15 protein-coding genes are annotated in these 18,359 nt (G+C 33.4%); 5 read left to right on the top strand and 10 right to left on the bottom strand.

The window, feature by feature from the left end; genetic code table 11:
- Nucleotides 1-48 precede the first annotated feature (48 nt).
- Nucleotides 49-1,245, bottom strand: a complete 1,197-nt coding sequence (locus tag P2W65_RS02870) for a beta-helix domain-containing protein (protein WP_289663428.1) — start codon at nt 1,243-1,245, stop codon at nt 49-51.
- A 137-nt stretch (nt 1,246-1,382) separates the two neighbouring features.
- A complete protein-coding gene (locus tag P2W65_RS02865) occupies nt 1,383-4,133 on the bottom strand; it encodes a TonB-dependent receptor (protein WP_289663426.1) in 2,751 nt (916 codons plus the stop codon).
- Between the two features lie 234 nt (nt 4,134-4,367).
- Between P2W65_RS02865 and P2W65_RS02860 the strand changes: the two genes are divergently transcribed.
- From P2W65_RS02860 to P2W65_RS02850, 3 genes are all read left to right on the top strand, one after another.
- On the top strand, nt 4,368-5,051 hold the full coding sequence (locus tag P2W65_RS02860) for a response regulator transcription factor (RefSeq protein ID WP_008465097.1): 684 nt from the start codon (nt 4,368-4,370) through the stop codon (nt 5,049-5,051).
- Between the two features lie 204 nt (nt 5,052-5,255).
- Nucleotides 5,256-6,341: a sensor histidine kinase gene (locus P2W65_RS02855; protein ID WP_289663424.1), complete on the top strand. Its 1,086-nt coding sequence runs from the start codon at nt 5,256-5,258 to the stop codon at nt 6,339-6,341.
- Between the two features lie 163 nt (nt 6,342-6,504).
- Nucleotides 6,505-7,815, top strand: coding sequence for a porin (locus tag P2W65_RS02850; protein ID WP_289663422.1), 1,311 nt, complete (start codon nt 6,505-6,507; stop codon nt 7,813-7,815).
- Nucleotides 7,816-7,896: 81 nt separating this feature from the next.
- On the opposite strand, the gene P2W65_RS02845 is transcribed toward P2W65_RS02850, so the two are convergent.
- The 5 genes from P2W65_RS02845 to P2W65_RS02825 form a co-directional block, all read right to left on the bottom strand.
- Nucleotides 7,897-8,979: a glycosyltransferase gene (locus tag P2W65_RS02845; RefSeq protein ID WP_289663421.1), complete on the bottom strand. Its 1,083-nt coding sequence runs from the start codon at nt 8,977-8,979 to the stop codon at nt 7,897-7,899.
- 308 nt (nt 8,980-9,287) lie between these two features.
- On the bottom strand, nt 9,288-9,842 hold the full coding sequence (locus P2W65_RS02840; protein ID WP_289663419.1) for a hypothetical protein: 555 nt from the start codon (nt 9,840-9,842) through the stop codon (nt 9,288-9,290).
- A 63-nt stretch (nt 9,843-9,905) separates the two neighbouring features.
- Entirely contained in the window at nt 9,906-13,340 is a 3,435-nt protein-coding gene (locus tag P2W65_RS02835; RefSeq protein WP_289663418.1) for a DUF8818 domain-containing protein, read from the bottom strand.
- A gap of 87 nt (nt 13,341-13,427) precedes the next feature.
- Complete coding sequence (locus P2W65_RS02830) at nt 13,428-13,637, bottom strand: hypothetical protein (protein WP_289663417.1); 210 nt, start codon at nt 13,635-13,637, stop codon at nt 13,428-13,430.
- Between the two features lie 23 nt (nt 13,638-13,660).
- Complete coding sequence (locus P2W65_RS02825) at nt 13,661-13,891, bottom strand: DUF5808 domain-containing protein (RefSeq protein WP_289663416.1); 231 nt, start codon at nt 13,889-13,891, stop codon at nt 13,661-13,663.
- Between the two features lie 115 nt (nt 13,892-14,006).
- On the opposite strand from P2W65_RS02825, the gene P2W65_RS02820 reads away from it, so the two are divergent.
- The gene (locus tag P2W65_RS02820) at nt 14,007-14,366 is read left to right on the top strand and encodes a helix-turn-helix transcriptional regulator (RefSeq protein ID WP_289663415.1); all 360 of its coding nucleotides are present in this window, start codon (nt 14,007-14,009) and stop codon (nt 14,364-14,366) included.
- 73 nt (nt 14,367-14,439) lie between these two features.
- Here the strand turns inward: P2W65_RS02820 and P2W65_RS02815 are convergent, their stop codons facing one another.
- Nucleotides 14,440-15,699, bottom strand: coding sequence for an aspartate kinase (locus P2W65_RS02815; RefSeq protein ID WP_289663414.1), 1,260 nt, complete (start codon nt 15,697-15,699; stop codon nt 14,440-14,442).
- A gap of 167 nt (nt 15,700-15,866) precedes the next feature.
- Nucleotides 15,867-16,355 (bottom strand): GNAT family N-acetyltransferase, encoded by a 489-nt coding sequence (locus P2W65_RS02810; protein WP_289663413.1) that lies wholly within the window; start codon nt 16,353-16,355, stop codon nt 15,867-15,869.
- Between the two features lie 262 nt (nt 16,356-16,617).
- Between P2W65_RS02810 and fbp the strand changes: the two genes are divergently transcribed.
- Nucleotides 16,618-17,622, top strand: coding sequence for a class 1 fructose-bisphosphatase (gene fbp / locus P2W65_RS02805; RefSeq protein WP_179001771.1), 1,005 nt, complete (start codon nt 16,618-16,620; stop codon nt 17,620-17,622).
- Between the two features lie 202 nt (nt 17,623-17,824).
- On the opposite strand, the gene P2W65_RS02800 is transcribed toward fbp, so the two are convergent.
- Nucleotides 17,825-18,256: a TerB family tellurite resistance protein gene (locus P2W65_RS02800; protein WP_179001769.1), complete on the bottom strand. Its 432-nt coding sequence runs from the start codon at nt 18,254-18,256 to the stop codon at nt 17,825-17,827.
- Nucleotides 18,257-18,359: the final 103 nt, after the last annotated feature.

Here is an 18,359-nt window from a genome sequence, read left to right as displayed (position 1 = left end):
CCCTAATAAAATTAGAGTGTTTTTTGAATATTATTTTTTCTTACGAGATTATAGACCTTTTGTCCATCCAGCAGTCCAAGTTGGAACTCCTGATCCGTTTCCTGCTCCAGTTGCAGTTGTAGATTCTGTGAAAACTTTAGAAACATCTGGAGTTACTCCTGTTACAGGAACTGTAGCAGTACCTTTAGCTTTAACACCTACATCTTCGAATTTAACGTTAGTAGCTAATAAATCAGTTCCAACGTATGAAATACTTTCGTCGTGTTGAATATCAAAACCAGTTGCCCATCCTTTTAATACAACATTGTCCAATTTACCTTTAGTACCAACTCTTAGTTTTAGACCTTGAGATTCTCCATTTGAAGCTGTTGTACCGATTAAAGTAATGTTTTTAAGATTTGGGAAAGAGATTGGAGTAGCTTTGTGATTGTTAGAGTTGTTGTCAGCTTCGATACCTCTGTTACCAGCGTTAGTTCTGATTCCATACCAGTTTTCACCATTTCCAATCCATCCTTCAGTCCAGTCAAATAAATCATCACCAACTGAAGTAGTGTCTTTGTTTGAAACTACTAAGTGATTAGCATTTACAGTTCCACCGAACCATTCGAATCCGTCATCTGAACTTTCGAAAATTTGTACGTAATCTACAACAGTTTTGTTTCCAACTCCAAAGAAAGAAAGACCATTAAATTCTTTATCAGCACTGTAAGAGAAACCTGGGTACTCAATTCTTAAATATTTGATTGATCCAGAGTTGTCAGCAGCATCAGTTCCTCCGTATGCTAACTCAGAAACTTCTGCAGTAGCTGTTGAACCAATGTTTTTGTTGATTGGAGCTTTTCCACAAAGTACTAAACCGCCCCAAGCAGCTGGTTTTTTTACTTCTGCAGTCATAATAACAGGATTAGATGCAGTTCCTTGAACGTCGATTAATCCTCCTTGAGCAACAGCAATATATCTTACAGCAGCTAATTGGTCTGCTGGTAATGCAGTTGCTTCAATGATAACTCCAGGTTTAATTGTAAGTTTTGCAGTATTTTTAACTACTAATTTTCCTGTTAGTTTATAAGTTCCAGATTCTAATACTACCTCACCACTGTTGATTTCTCCCTGTAAGTTGTCTCTTACTACTACGAAATCAGATTTTGGTCCTTCGTTTTTGTTGTCATCGCTTGAGCAAGATGTTGTAAGTGTTGCAAGCGATAATGCCGCTAAACCGAAAATTGTTGAAATTGTTTTTTTCATTACTTTTTTAATTAGTTTGTGTTTATGCAAAGATTAGAACTTAAGCTTTAATCAACGTTAAGCCGTTGTCAACTGTTTGTTATGTATTTTTTACTGTAATGTTAACTAATTGCTAACTCAGCATTTGTTTTGTGTTATTAGAATTGGTAGTTCATTCCTAATCCTAATGTTAATCCTTTTTTGTAATTGAATACTAAAATGTCTCCATCTGCATTTTCTTGAACTCTTTTGAATTCTGGGTTTAGCAAGTTTCTTGCTCCAAAGTCAATTCCAAAGTTTTTGTTTAATTTAGTTTTGAAAACAAGATCTAAAGATCCCATAGCCTTATCTACTAAATTTCCTTTTCCTTCATTTCCAAGAGCATAAAGTTTATCAGAATAATGATTGTAAGCTAGCGTTGCCATAATGCCAGAATCGTTTCTGAAATTTTTAGTATATGATAAATCTGCGTTCAAAATCAAATCAGAAGCTCCTGTAAAACCTGAGGTTTTATCCGTTGTGTTAATGTTTATTCTTCCTTCTGTTTCGTCGTTTATTTTAGCATTATCAATATCTTGATGCGTTTTCATTAAAGAAGCATTAAATCCAAAAGATAATTTGTTTGTGAATTCTCCTTCTATTTCAAAGATGTTTTTTCTTGCTTCCAACTCTACTCCATATGCATAACCAGTATCTCCGATATTCACAAAAGAAATATCATTTGCAGAAGAAGCGATAATAATTTGGTTAATTGGGTCTAAAATGTATTTTCCAAAGGCAGTAACAGAGAATAACTCGTCGCTTTTTGGGAACATTTCCCATTTAAGGTCAACATTGTAGTTTTGTGAAGGATATAAACTTGGATTACCAAGTACAGACTCCATTACATCTTCATAGATAAACAAGGCACGTTCTTTAAATTGTGGTAAAGTGTATGTTTTACTAGCGGCAAAACGAAGATTCTGTTTTTCGTTTAGTTCATACTTTAAGATAGCACTTGGTAAAAATTCATTTCTGTCAAATGTATTGGTTCCTCCAGCGGCATCAAGCTGTGTTCTCCAGTTAACGGTTTGGGTGATTTTTTCATATCTAATACCTAAAACACCACTAAGTTTGTCTGATAATTTGTATTCTATAGTACCAAATCCTGCGTGTATATCTTGTTTTCCATTGTAAGTTTGAGGAGTCATTCCTGCATAAGATGCAATTGAGAATAAACCACTATCGTAATTTGACTGATTAAAGAATGCATCTAAGTTATTTGGATCTAAACTTGTGCTTTGTCCAGTTTGGCTAATGTTAAAGTTAAATTGAATCGCTTCAAAATCACGTTTTTTAAATCTACCGTTGTAACCAGCTGTGATTTTCCCTCTAGATTCACCACTTTCTTTATCTCCTAGTTTGTAAGTAAAAGCAAGATTAGCAGCAGCTTCATCTTCTGTAAGATCTTGGAAATATCTTTGGTTGTCAGTAGTCGTTCTTTGAGCTAACGTGTAAACATCAGTTGTTGGATTATGGAACATTTTGTTCTGAGTTCTGTCAGGCATATTACCTTTTACAGTATTGTATGAAAGACCCCAGTCCAAATCAATTTTATCTGTTATTTTATCACTTCCTAAAAGCTGGTTGATATAAAGTGTATTTTGTGTAAACGTACCTCTTTGAACATAAAGATCAGCATCTGAATTATCGAAATCACGATCAGATCCATAATAAGTATCTCTAGTTTGTTCTGATGTATTTACGAACAAAAAGTTATATCCGATTTTATGGTTTTTGTTCAAGCGATAGTTAGCGTTGAACATTCCAGTAGTATTGGTGTTGTAAGTAAACTTTTCTTGTTGGAAAGATTTTAATGAAGCACCCTGAGCATTTACACTTTGAGTTAGTCCTTCTCTAAATTCGTAACCATTTCCAAATCCCGCAGTAGCAAAAAGGCTTAGTTTTCCTTCTTCGCCAATGTTGAAAGTTTTACCTGCTTTAAGGTTAAAGTTTCCTCCAAATGGAGATTCTTTTTTAGGATTTAAGCTGTTTTGGAAACTATAACTAGTTAAAGGGTTGTTGGGAACTCCGTATGAAACAAAACCAGTTTTCGTAGGTCCTTGCTGTAGTAAAAAGTCACTTGAATTTTGTACTGCGTTTGTGTTAATTTTAGATCCTAAAGAAATTTCAAACATTCCTTTTCCGCGATAATCTTTAGAAACAATATCTACGTTTCCGCCACCAAAATCACCATACATTTTTGCACCATACGATTTGTCAATTGAAATGTATTCTACAATATCAGTTGAAAAAAGATCAAGAGCAATGTTTTTTTTCTGTGGATCATTTGATGGAATTGGTAATCCATTCATCGAAGTAGTATTGTAACGGTCTCCTAAACCTCTCACATAAATATTGTTACTTCCTTCTTGTTTAGAAACTCCTGATGTTTTTACAACAGCAGCAGCTACGTCTCCCACACCTTTTCTAGAAAGTTCCTGCGCACCAATAGATTGTTTGATGTCAACTGCATTTTTTTGTTCTAGTAAAAGAGCTGTTTCTTTTTGTTTACTTACAGCTGCCGCTTGTACCACGACATCTTTAAGTGTATAACTTCCAGAAGAAAGAGCCTGGTTAACCACTACAGTTTCGCTTCCTTTAATAGCAACTGGAGTTTCTACAGATTCATATCCTAAAAAGCTAAATACAAGAGTATAATTTCCTGGATTTACGCTCAAAGAATATTTTCCGTCAACGTCGGTATTTACGCTAATATTTATACCTTTAATTAAAACATTAGCAAATGGTAACGGATCATTGTTCATATCCTTGTCGGTTAGAACTCCAGAAATCGTACCTTTGTTTTGCGCGATTGAAATCGTGCAGATAAATAATGCGATAAATAGAAATCTTAAATTGAATTTCATTGTTCAGTGTTGTGTTAATTTATTTTGGTGCAAAGAAAGAACCACACCGTGAAGTCGATGTTACCAACTTGTTATGTTTTTGTGTGCTTAAGATTATCAAATTGTTACCAGATTAAATTACCGTTAACACCAATTTTTAAAGGTTCTTTTGTTAGTATATTTACCCCGTGAAATAAAAAACATCGGATAAATAATTAAAAAGATTTGATGTAAAAATCTCAATTTTTGCTATTTATGAAAAAAACACAAACTAAGATTTTATTAGTTGACGACGAACCAGATATCTTAGAAATCGTTGGCTATAACCTTGCTCAGGAAGGCTATCAAATTGTTACTGCTTCTAATGGAAAAGATGCTATAGCTAAAGCTCAGAAAGAATTGCCGGAATTAATTATTATGGACGTGATGATGGCAGAAATGGACGGAATGGAGGCATGCGAGCACATCAGAAAAATTCCTGAACTAAATAATGTTATCATAACATTCCTTACGGCAAGAAGTGAAGATTACTCTCAAGTGGCTGGTTTTGATGCTGGTGCTGATGACTATATTACAAAGCCTATTAAGCCAAAATTGTTGGTTTCTAAAGTAAAGGCGTTGTTAAGAAGGTTAAAAGAACAAGAAGTCGTTACAGATACATTAAATGTAGGCGGAATCGAGATTAACCGTGAAGAATACAAAATCATAAAAGGCAATGTAGAAATTGCTTTGCCAAGAAAAGAATTCGAATTATTTTATCTATTGGCTTCAAAACCAGGAAAAGTTTTTAAAAGAGATGAAATTCTGGATAAAGTTTGGGGTAATGAAGTAGTAGTTGGAGGAAGAACAATCGATGTTCACATTAGAAAACTGCGCGAAAAAATAGGCGAAGACCTTTTTAAAACCATAAAAGGTGTTGGTTATAAATTTGAGGTTTAAATTTTAAAGTTGCTAAGATTCTGAGTTACTAAGTTGCTAAGACTTTTGGAATTTTGGTTAAGATTTAAATCCATTCAAATTCTTTTAAAAATATTCAATACATTTAAACCATATAAGAAACCGAAGTTAAATCGACTTCAGTTTTTTATATGGTTTTTGAGTTATGCTTAATTTCTTTTAATCTCTTAATGATTAATAATTTCAATGAAAATTAATTTTAAAAAAACATACAAGTTTGCTATAAAATCGGCATTGTATATCAGTCTCTTTACTACTGCTTTTGTACTGATGTTAATGTCTTTATTTTATAAAAACCAATTAAAACATCAGATTGCGTTTGGAATAATTTTCATTATTGTCATCTATATTTTCTCTTTTTTGGTTTTGCAATATCGTGTAGAACGATTCATTTATAGAAGAGTGAAGAAAATCTATGATGAAGTTTCGTTATTAGAATCTACCACTTTGATCAATCAGCCAATAAATACGGATATGGAAACGCTTTCTCGAGAAGTGAAAAAGTTTGCAACCGATAAAAAGCTGGAAATCGAAATGTTAGAAATTCGTGAACAATACAGAAGAGAGTTTTTAGGAAACGTTTCGCACGAATTGAAAACACCTTTATTTACCGTTCAGGGTTATGTCTCCACTTTGTTGGATGGAGCAATGGACGATAAAAACATCAGAAAAAAATATTTAAAACGAGCCGAAAAAGGAGTAGAGCGTTTGATCTATATAGTAGAAGATTTGGATATGATTACCAAATTAGAATCTGGTGATTTAGATTTAAATATGACTGATTTTGATATCGTTGAGCTGATTCAGAATGTTTTTGACTTATTGGAAATGAAAGCCGATAAAAAGAAAATCAAATTAGCTTTTGAAAGCAAAAATGTACAATCTGTAATTATTCGCGGAGATCAAGACCGAATTCAGCAAGTTCTTGAAAACTTAATTGTCAATTCTATTAAATATGGAAAAGAAGGTGGTTTAACAGAAGTTGGCGTTGTCAACTTAACCAAGAAAAAAGTCTTAATTCGTATTAGTGATAATGGAGAAGGAGTTGAAAAACAAAACATTCCAAGACTTTTTGAACGTTTCTATCGCGTTGACAAAAGCGGAACGCGTTCTGAAGGAGGTTCTGGTTTAGGTTTGGCGATTGTAAAGCATATTATTGAAGCGCATAAAGAGAAAGTTTATGTAGAAAGTGAGTTCGGAATTGGTTCAGAATTCTCTTTTACGCTCGAAAAAGCATTTAAAAACCCAAAAGCAGACGTTAAAAAATCGTAAGCTGATTTTTGCTGAAAGCCTTAAAACAAAGGGTTTTAACAATAAATAAACATACCGATTTAGTCGGTAACATTAAATTTTTATTATAGTAACATCTGGTTAATGATTTCTTAACATAGGTGCTCCATCTTTGCATCCTGAATTTAAGGGATTTAGAGAACTAATGATAAAAAGAAAATTACTAGCAGTTTTATTACTGTTAACTTGTGCTGTTAATGCGCAGGAAACAAATAAGCAAGAATTGAATAAGCAGGATGTAAAAAACGAAGTAATGCGTATTTTAGATTCTATCAACAAAGCGAAACTTCCAGACACTAAATCTGGAGGAGGAATTGAAGAACATTGGTACGACAGAATCTCATTAAGAGGTTACGCTCAGATTCGATATAATGGTCTGCTTTCTACAAATGATAAAGTTTCTTGTGATCAGTGCGATAAATCTTGGGGAACAACTTCTACAGCTCCAGATGCCAAAGCAAATAACGGACTTTTTATTCGCCGTGCCCGTTTGGTATTTTCAGGACAGGTTCATCCAAATGTATTTTTCTATTTCCAGCCAGATTTTGCTAGTTCGCCAAGTACAGGAATTCAGAACTTTGTTCAGATTCGTGATTTGTATTTTGATCTTTCGTTTGATAAGAAAAGAGAATATCGTGTTCGTGTAGGGCAGAGTAAAATTCCATACGGATTCGAAAATATGCAGTCTAGTTCGCAGCGTTTAACTCTAGATCGTGCCGATGGAATCAACAGTGCTATATTGAACGAACGTGATTTGGGAATGTTCTTTTATTGGGCTCCAGCCGAAATTAGAGAGCGTTTCAACATGTTGGTAAGAGACGGTTATAAAGGTTCAGGGGATTTTGGTGTATTTGCTTTTGGTGTTTACAATGGTCAAATTGCTAATAAATTAGATGGAAATAGAGATTTAAATGTAGTTGCCAGAGTAACGTATCCATTCGTAATTGGGAGTCAGATCATCGAACCAGGAATTCAGGCTTACACAGGAAAATGGGCTTTTACTGGAGAAATCTCATCTGGAGTTACTGTAAATGATCCGCAATATGTAAAAGACCAAAGAGTAGGAGCAACATTCGTTTTATATCCTAGACCTTTTGGAATCCAGACAGAATATAATATTGGGAAAGGTCCAAGATATAATACAGTAACAAATACAGTTGATGAAACGGACCTAAATGGAGGTTATGTTTTATTAAACTATAAATGGGATATTAAAAAACAGCATATTTATCCTTTCGCTAAGTTTCAATATTATGACGGAGGAAAAAAATATGAAAAAGATGCCAGAAGCTACATTGTAAGAGATTACCAAATTGGTGTCGAATGGCAGCCAATTAAAGCTTTTGAGTTAACGGCAGAATATGTAATTGCTGACAGAACTTTTGAAGACAGTGCACTTCCAATAAACAGACAACAAGGAAATGTGTTACGATTACAAGCACAGTTTAATTTCTAGAAAAAAATAAAATCCGGATTTTCACGATAGTGAATCCGTTTAATCTGTGTTCTGATTTGGATACAGATTAAACGGATTTTTTTATGCTGGAGAATTATTTTCGAAAACAGCAAATAACGAATCCCAGTCAATATTGTTTTCAAATTGGGATAGTCCTTTAAACGATTTTACTTTTGATAAATCTTCAATAGTAAAGTCGTCTTGCATTGCATAAGGCACAAGATTTTCTTCTTGAAGTTTTACTGCCAGATATTCTTGTTCATATTGTCCTGGAGTTGGAATAAAAAAAGCTTTTTTGCCCAATTTAGCCAAATCCATAACAGTCGTATAACCCGAACGGCAGAGAACAAATTCACTTTCATTAAAAGTCTGTTCCAGCTGTTTTGAATTCATGAAATTATAATAAGTCACATTTCCAGCCTGCCATTTTTCCTGAGATTTATCTACAATCCCTTGAACAAAAACGACTTTTCCAGGATATTTTGCTGCTTCTTTCTGTAGTTTTTCATCCAAGAAAGTACGCTGTGGTTCAGGGCCAGATAATATAATCATCAGATCATATATTTTTGGAGTGTCTTTTTTTCGCATTCGGCTTAGCGGACCAATATATTTTAAATTCAGTTCCTCAGATTTTACATGACCTAAATCTCCAGTAAGATTTACTTCATCATTAGTATCGGGAACCCAGCATTCTGTATATTTTTTGATGATTTTTTGATGGCATACACTCGTAAACCAAGTTGTATTTCCTGTCATCACATTCAATTGATGCGTCATAAATACAGAAGGAACTTTTTTACTGAAAACCCCTAATCTATTATCAGAGATAATACCATCAATTCCATGTTTTTTAATCCAGGTATTGACCATTTTTTTCTCATCCAAAATGGCAGTTATCATTTTAGGAAGGTTTTTGATCAGCTTCCATTTAAAGTTTTTACCATTCTTGGCATATTCAATATGATAAGAAGGAAGTTCTAAAGTCTGTATATAAGGAAATTCTTTTCGCAATAAAGCCAGCGCAACCCCGTCTGAGGCAATAATCGGGATATAATTATTCTCCTGAAGCGCTTTTATAATAGGAATACAACGAGTTGCATGGCCAAGACCCCAATTTAATGGAGCGACTAAAATAGTTTTATTCGCAGAATAATCAATGCTCATTTTTAATGCTTTTTAAAAACGAAGATAAAGAAATATGTTTTGTATGATATTTTGAGGGTATTACTAAATTATTAACTCTATATTCTCATAAACACTAGGGATTTGCAGGGGTGTTTCAAAAATATTTTCATTTTCTTAAATAAGATTATCTGTATGTTAAGTAATTTTCGAATTTTTGAAATGACCTTAATAAGGAAATTTGTAAGTTTAGTTATAATATAAAAAAACCGAACGTATGTTCGGTTCTTAATTGGAGCATTCTAAGTAAATATCTTAGAAACTTAGCATCTTAGTATCTCAGCATCTTTTTAATCCTGAATGTAAGTTTTATTACCATTTTTGTTAATGTAGTATTTCCCGCCTCTTGGGCCAGTGTAAACTTTTTTGCCATTGTATTCTCCAGTAACTTTGTCTGGAACTGACGGTGCTTTTTCGTTAGTTTCCTTTAAAGTTTTTGTGGCAGATTTTTTAGCAGCTGTAGCATCTTTCTTTGCGTCATCAGCTTTAGCGGTTGTTTTTTTAGCATCGGCTTTAGCTTTGTCTGCTGTGCTTTTAGCTTTGTCAGATGCCGCTGTTGCTTTTTTAGCGTCAGCTTTTGCTTTTGTAGCTTCTTTGTCGGCAGTTTTTTTGGCTGCATCAGCAGATTCTTTCTTTGCTTTAGAGGAAGCTGCTTTGGCGTCATCTGCTGCTTTTTTAGATTTTGTTGCTTCTTTTTTGGCATCAGCCGAAGCTTTGTCTGCACTTGCTTTTGCTTTTTTTGCTGAAGCTTCTGTTTTTGTTTTTGCCGCTTTTGTAGTTGTTTCTTGGGCGTAGAAAGTGGAAGAGAAAACAACTAATAAACAGATTAATACTAATTTTTTCATAAGGTTATAGTTTATAATTTCAATTAAAGTTAAACAATTTTTTGTCACCTTTTTCGCAGTGCATTAAAAATATGCGCGAAGCTGAATGTTGCCAGTATGAATCGTATTTCCTGTTTCGCTTTTACGTCCCAGATAGTTTAAATTAATATCTAAAAATGAGGTAATGTTCTTTTGTAAAAGTAGTTTCCAAACTAGATTGGATCCTGCTTGAAGCCCTTCGAGCATTTGAAAACCAACTGATGAAAATTCATTACCATTAAATTTGTTTTCATAAAAAGAAAATTCCCCACTTACAGTTACTTTCTTTTCACCGGCATAAGAAAAAGAAGTTCCAATTCTATTTTGTTTTAAAGTCTCAAAATTACCAATTTGATTTTTCTTGTTCTGAAGTTCATAAAAGAAATCAAGTTTGGTATTTTTAGAAAACAAATAACTCACTTTTGGTGCCAGTTGCCAGCCGTTTATATCATAATTTTTCTCTTCAAAATCCTCTGAAACTAAATCGGTTTTAATGGTTTTGGTAAAGAAATTAAATAACCAGCTTTTCTGATACAAATGCGTATATTGAATTTGATGTGAATAATTGCGGACATTTTGTGAACCAATAGAAAGAAGACTTTTTCCTTTATTAACAAGATAAGAATAGGTAACCGAATGTTTCTGACGGCCACGGTTGTAAAATAAACTGTTTCTGAAACTCGAATTTAAACCTAAAATATTTTCTTCAGAAGAATTAAACGGATTCAGTTCCAGTTTTTCTCCTTCACTTTTTACTTTTCGATCCATTATAAAGGAAGTCTGATTGTAGAAGTAAGACAGAAGTTTCTTGAAACCTTTTTCGTTCTGCCATTGCAACGGATTTAAAGTTAAAGACTGTGAAAACTTATTCTGATTGGTTTTGATGTAAATCTGATTCGGCAAAAAGATCCTTACATATTTTGCCTGATCCTGAAAAACTGCGATTTCAAATTCCTGTAATTCCTGAATTCCGTTGCCGTTATAATCATTCCAGGTATAAACACCTTGTCCTGTTGGAACTTCTACATACGTAAATTCTTGTTGTGCAATAGTTCCGGAACTGGTTTCGTAAGTAGTTCCAATCTGCATTAATTGGTTAAAGAAGCGGTCATTGTATAAAACTCTCGAATTTAAAGAAGGTTCATTTTGTCTGGATTGATCTGTAAAATCTAAATTTCGATAACTCGCATAAACTGCTAGATCGGTTGTTTTGTTCTGAATTAGTTTAGACTTTAAATAATACGTTTGAGAATTATTGACATGTTGTAATAATCCATTTTGCAAACTATCATTTCGTCTTTGCAGAAAACCAACTTCGACAAACACTTTTGTACTGTCGCCTCGTCCTGTAAAAACACCATATTCTGTAAATCTTTGGCTTAAAGCCGAAAACTGATTGGTTACTTTATCCTTTTCCTGATTGTCTTCAAGCTGCATTGTTCCTCCAACCCAATTTTTTCCAAAATGATATTTTGTTCTGGTTTGATTTCTAATGAATTTTGAAGTTGAAGCTGTGGCATCAGAATTCAGAAAACTTCCATTATTCTCAATTGTCCAATTTTTTATCTTAAATAAAGCCGAAGTCGTATGTCTAGAACCTGTATAACTTTCACTGAAATCTAATTTCTCAAATTGATACGTTACCAAACCAATATTTGAGTTTTTTTTATTTGAAAACAAATCAAAATTAAAACCCGTAACCAAAAGGCTCTGATTACCCAAAAGTGTTCCCGTTAAGTTCCAGTCGCGGTTGAATTCAATATTATACAAACGTTCAATAGATTTAAAATCCTGCTGTACATATTGATAATTAGCAAAGGCATCTAAACTCCAGCTTCGGGAAAAAAGTCTTTTTTTAAGATTGGTTTTAAAAGCAACACCTTCATTATTAGAATCGTCAATTGGAGAAAATAAATTTTGATCGTTGTTGCTGACAGCCAATTCAAAATCGACCAAAGTTTTCTCGTTTGGATTATACTTTCCTAAAAAAGAGGCAACCTGAAGTTTCATTGGCGCAACAAGCTGTACAATAGGTTCATAATTTCCCTGTAAAATACCATTTATAGGTTCTACATATTGATAAATACGTTCTACCGAATTATTGTTTTGAATGATATAATTTCCTGCATTGGCTCCAACCTGACTAAATCTCACATTGTATAAAACATCTTGCGGATTATTGGAATATTCGTAAACTTCAACCGAATTTATAAGAATCTTTCTGTAAAGAATTTTATTGTCGGCATATTTATCTTCGTAGGCCGAAGGCGCTTTCATTAAATTGGTATCATCCCCGGCTTCACTTAAAATTTGGACTTGTTCACTAGAAAGATTTTGCTGTAGCGGCTGATTTTTCATATCGTTTTCAGAATATAAATAACCGCCAAAACTCCAGTTTCTGTTTTCGTGCGTTGCGCCAGCGTAGGTCACAAGACGATTGTAATTTCGTTCAGAATATTGGTATTCTACATTAATTCTCATTTCTGAAGTGATAGTAAAAAGCGAAGTAAAAACAATTTCCCCCGCATTATAATCAATCACATAATCGTTGTTTTCGCCTCGTTTTAGTAAAACGCCGTTTACATAAACACGTTCAGAACCTGAGATTACGAGAACATACAATTCTCCATTTTGTCCTTTTAATTTGTACGGACCTTGATTTCCTTCTTGACCTGTAAAGGTACTTTTGGCATATTGGCCTTTTACAAAAGCAACAGAAGCAAAGACGTTGGTTTTGCTTTTTTCGGTATCAAAATCAAAACTGGCAGAAAGCCCCTGAACTTTTTTGTTGAAATTCATAAATTGGGTTTTTCTGTTTTCCAAAAAAACATCACCTGCGCGAATGCTCCAATCGTCACTGAAAAGTTCCATGAAAATATTATCAAACTGATCCAGTTTTTGCGAATAACCGCCATCCTGCAGCGGAATGTTATTGTCTTGAAGAGAAGCACGAAGACTCACTTTATCTGAGATTTTACCAGTTATCTGTAAATCCAAATTAGAATTTAAAACTGTACTCTGATTATTTCCTATTGTAAGACCTCGTGTAATACTCCCTGAAGTATTTAATCCATCAAAAGGAGTTACTTTTTTAGCGTTGGCATTATTATCTATTCGGTATAATTTTTCGGTTCCGACATCACTGCTTACAATTTGATCCGATTTGTATAAACTGTATTCCTTGGTCAAAAAATCAGGATATTTGAGGTAATTGACAATTAAAGTATCAGAAGCTGAGGGAAAGTTTTCTTTTAAAAGTAAAAAGCCTTTCTGGAAATCTATTTTATAGAAAGACGAATCGATTGGTTCTTTTTTAGTATTTAAAAGCTGAAAGAAACCCGAATTGATGCTGACATTTTCAATTCGAATCGTGTCTTTTGTCGTTATTATTTTTTTGGTTTTGTATAGCGATTCAGTTTCCTGAGCCTGAAGGGCAGAAAACCAAATGAAAACCGTCAAAAACAATAATTTTTTTAACATACTACCTTAACTCTGAAAAGCCAAAAGTAGTATTTATAATTGGGAAAACTAGAAACGGTATTTTGTGTTTTGAAATGAAGGAATAGTTTATTCAGCGGGGTTTCTATCTTTTTTAATTTCTGCTCTGTAACTCATAAAAACAGCAATACCGGATAAAAAAGGCCCAATAGAATGTCTAAAATCTGAAAATGAAATTTCTTTTAAACTTTCCTTTTGAAGCAAAGAAGCTAAATCATAGCCAATGAATAATAGAACCAGAATTAAAAAAATAATTAAGAATTTTTTTCGAGCTGCCATATAATTGTAATTAATAGAATAATTTATCTTTTTACGCTTTCACACAAAATCATTAAAATGAGAATCATAATTACACAAAGAAAAACCGAATTAGGATTAGCAAAATTAACTGTCCATCCCATTTCTTTGATTCTTTTAGGAGGAAACATTCTTTTGTCCTTCGGATTATAATAGAAAAGTCCCCATATCCAATTATCTGGATCGTGGCTCCAATTGTTTTGTTCTTCTTCGGAGGGTTCTTGGTTCTGTTTCATGTTTTATAATTAGTAATAGTTAGTGGAAAAACTTATTCGAAAATCAGGTAATAAAAACCTAAAATCGAATAATTACAAAGTGTTTCTCCTATTTATATTTGTAAAAATACTATTTATGAATAAAATTGTAGGAAATAATTTAAAAATTTTACGTAAATCTAAAAATATGTCCCAAGAGCAAGTTGCAGATCATTTGAATATTTCACAATCTGCTTATGCAAGAATGGAACGTGGAGACAGTGCTTCGTGGGCTAATCACTTTAAAAACATTTGTGAGTTTTTTGATCGATCTCCAGAAGAATTAGTTAAAAAAAGTTTAGATATTAATTCACAAGAAAATTTGTTTGATGTAGAACGTCAGACGGAACGTGCATTGATGAATGTTTACAGGAAAATAATAAAAGAATATGAATCGCAGATAAAAGATTTGAAGAAGATTATTAAGTATCTGAATAAAGATAAAAAACAAAACTAAAAAAGGCTTCACAATAAAGTGAAGCCTTTTCTAAAATATAGTTGAATTGAAATAATTACCTTTTTATAAAGTATTAATTAAGTTCTTTAGTCACAATCTGCATCGTTTCGCGGCTAACTTGTTTCAATAAAACTTCTTTGTTAGCTTCAACAGTTGCTGCGGCTTCTTCAGTAAAGTGACGAATCGTGTACAATGTTACATTCTCGCTGTATTCTACTTTGAATTTTTTAGAAAGAATAGCATTTAATTCTGGGAAATTTCCAAATTTATCCTCTACACAAACAGAAAAACTAATAGCAGAGTTCTGAATTAAGTTTACTTTGATTTTGAATTCGTGGAATAAACCAAAAATCTCACTGATGTTTTCTTCCATAATGAAAGAGAAATCAATAGAAGAAAGCGAGATCAAAAGCTGTTCTCTTTTTACGATAAAGCAAGGATATTGTGGTTCTAAGTCAACACCTTTAGAAACGCAGGTTCCTTTTAATAAAGGATTCACAAACGATTTTACATACAAAGGAATTTCTTTTTTCTGTAACGGCTGTAACGTTTTTGGGTGAATTACCGTTGCGCCGTAAAATGCTAATTCGATAGCTTCACGATATGAAATTTGGTTTAGTAAACTTGCATTTTCAAAATAACGAGGGTCGGCATTCATAACTCCAGGAACGTCTTTCCAAATGGTTACGCTCTCGGCATTTAAGCAGTAAGCAAAAATTCCAGCAGTATAATCAGAACCTTCACGACCTAGAGTTGTCGTGAAATTGTTTTCGTCAGCACCTAAGAAACCTTGTGTAATATTTAATTGTTTTCTTGGAACATTTTTGCTGATATTTTGTTGCGTTGTTTCCCAGTCCACTTCCGCATCTCGGTAGTTGGCATTCGTTTTAATGAAATTACGAACATCAAGCCATTGTGTCTGAATTCCTCTGAAATTCATATAATGACTTAAAATATTGGTAGAAATCAATTCACCAAAACTCACCACCTGATCGTAAACGAAGTTGTAGTTTGGAGATTTATTGTGTGCTAAAAAATATTCCAATTCAGCGAACTGCGCATTTACAGCTGCAAAAACGTCATTGTTTTCATCTTCAAATAAATCCAATAAGATTTGATTGTGGTATTTTTTGATTTCTTGTACAGAAGAATTCAACTCTGTCGATTTATCAAAATAATTCTTGATAACCACTTCAAGAGCATTTGTTGTTTTTCCCATAGCGGAAACAACCAATATTACATCTTCATACCCCACTTTTTGTAAAACGTCATATACGTTTTTAATTCCATCTGCATCTTTCACCGACGCACCACCAAATTTAAATACTCTCATTTTTAATTTTAGATTTTTTAGATTTTAGATTTTAGATTTGAGGAAATCTATTATTTTTTTTATTAGCCACGACCCGAGCGATAGCGAAGAGGCGAAGCAATTCACGAATTTTTTATTCACTAAGATTTTAAAAAATAATAATTCGTGAATTAGTGGCTAAAGACTTTTTATAATTTTTCTAAGAACGCATTCACTCCAGCTTCATCCATTTGAACGACCTGCCAATCGTCAAGGATTTTGGCGCCGGAATTTTTGTAAAAATTAACGGCTGGCGTATTCCAAGCCAGAACATTCCATTCTACTCTTCGAACGCCGTCTTTTTTACCTTGTTTCATGATTTCAGCATAAAGTGCAGATCCTAACCCTGTACCGCGCATTTTTTCTTTTACGATTAAATCTTCGAGGTGAATTGTCTTTCCTTTCCAGGTAGAGTAGCGGTAGTAATATAAAGCAATTCCAACGATTTCTTTTTGTTTTTCTTCGTTTTCAATCTCCGCCACAAAAACCTGAAAAAGCGGTTTTTCTCCAAATCCGTCACGAACTAAATCTTCTTCTGTAATAACAACAGCATCAGGTTCTTTTTCGAATATTGCAAGCTCCTGAATTAGCTCCAACACCGATTTCATATCCTCAGGATTTCCTTTTCTAATATTCATAATTGGTAAACTTTATTTTTTTGTCCTTTATAGTATTGCTTTTTCCTAATACAGCATTTGTTTTCACAAACATTTGAAAGAAGCAATTTTATGTATTCGTATTTTTATTTAATTATTATCAAATAAAAATCATTTTAAAAGTTGCTTTTCGCAAAATATTAGCAAATATACAATAAGGGCAAACTAACAAAATAATTTTTAAATCATTCTCACAAAATAAGCGATATTTGTGACTTAAAAATAAAACTATAACGATTTAGCAATGGAAGAACGCAATAAAACACTGGGAGAGTTTATTATTGAGAACCAAAAAGCATTTCAGTATTCGTCGGGAGAGCTCTCGCGAATTATCAACTCTATTAGATTGGCGGCCAAGGTGGTCAATCATAAAGTAAACCAAGCGGGTTTGGTGGATATTATTGGCGCCGCGGGCGAGCAGAATATCCAGGGAGAAGACCAGCAAAAATTAGATGTCTATGCCAACGAAGTATTTATCCAGACGTTAATAAACCGTGAGATTGTCTGTGGTATTGCTTCAGAAGAAAACGACGATTATATTACAGTTCAGGGGAGCGACAACTGTCATAATAATAAGTACGTGATCTTAATGGATCCGCTTGACGGATCTTCAAACATTGATGTGAATGTTTCAGTAGGAACGATCTTTTCTGTTTTTAGAAGAGTAACGCCAATTGGAACTCCGGTAACCAGCGAGGATTTTTTACAACCGGGAATCAATCAGGTGGCAGCAGGCTATGTAATTTATGGAACTTCAACCATGCTGGTTTACACGACAGGACATGGAGTAAACGGATTTACTTTAAACCCCGCAATAGGGACTTTTTATCTTTCACATCCGAATATGCAATTTCCAAAAGATGGACATATCTATTCGGTAAACGAAGGAAATTATGTTCATTTTCCACAAGGGGTAAAAAATTACATTAAATATTGTCAGCGAGAAGAAGGTGACAGACCTTATACTTCAAGATATATTGGAAGTTTGGTTTCAGATTTTCATCGAAACATGATTAAGGGCGGTATCTATATTTATCCAACAAGTTCTAAAGCGCCAAAAGGAAAGTTGCGTTTATTGTATGAAGGTAATCCAATGGCGTTTCTTGCAGAACAAGCCGGAGGAAAAGCAACAGACGGATTTAATAGAATTATGGAAATCCAGCCAACAGAACTGCACCAAAGAGTTCCATTTTTCTGCGGAAGCTATAATATGGTAGAAAAGGCGGAGGAATTTATGGCGGCTGAATAAAAGTATTCAGTAGTCAGTTTTTAGTGTTCAGTCACTACGCAAACCTAACAGGTTTTTAAAACCTGTTAGGTTTTTTGGTTTCAAGATCATTAGGATTAAAAACAACAAACCCGACAGGTTTAAACATGTCGGGTTTATAATTAAATTTCGTTTCAATTTTTCATCAGTTATAAACTGAACACTAAAAACTGACTACTGAATACTATTTATTCATATTCTCCATTTCAAACAAGAAAGTATCTAAATCTACTTTCTGATCTACTAGAGATAATGCTTTTGAAACAATGTAGTTTACGTTTCCTGGAGTAAAACCTAAAGCAAGTCCCATACGAACTAACATTACTTCTTGTTTGTCTCCTAAATGGTGATCTACGTGAACCATTTTGGCTAGATCATACAAACGCTCTAAACGTTGTGTATATAAATAAGGAGGATTTATAGGATGTTTCCAAGGATCAGCAAGGATTTCTTTATATTCTTCGTCTGAAATTTGTAATGTAGAAGCAATTTTATTCAAAAATTCCTGTTCCTCTGGGCTTATTTTTCCGTCAGCAAAAGCAACACGCACAATTGCAGAGAAATGACCTCTGTTTCTTTGTTTGAATTCGTTATCAAATAATTCTGAAAATGGCATAATTAATTAGTTTTAAAGAACAAATATAATCCTATTTTTAAATTATTGATTTTAAATTTCTCATAAAATTTAACTTATTTTTATTGAAGGATTTGATAGCCTA

The organism is Flavobacterium panacagri, assembly GCF_030378165.1.
Lineage (GTDB): Bacteria > Bacteroidota > Bacteroidia > Flavobacteriales > Flavobacteriaceae > Flavobacterium > Flavobacterium panacagri.
The sequence above is the reverse complement of the archived record's forward strand: the minus strand, read 5'-3'. Positions and strand labels throughout refer to the sequence as shown.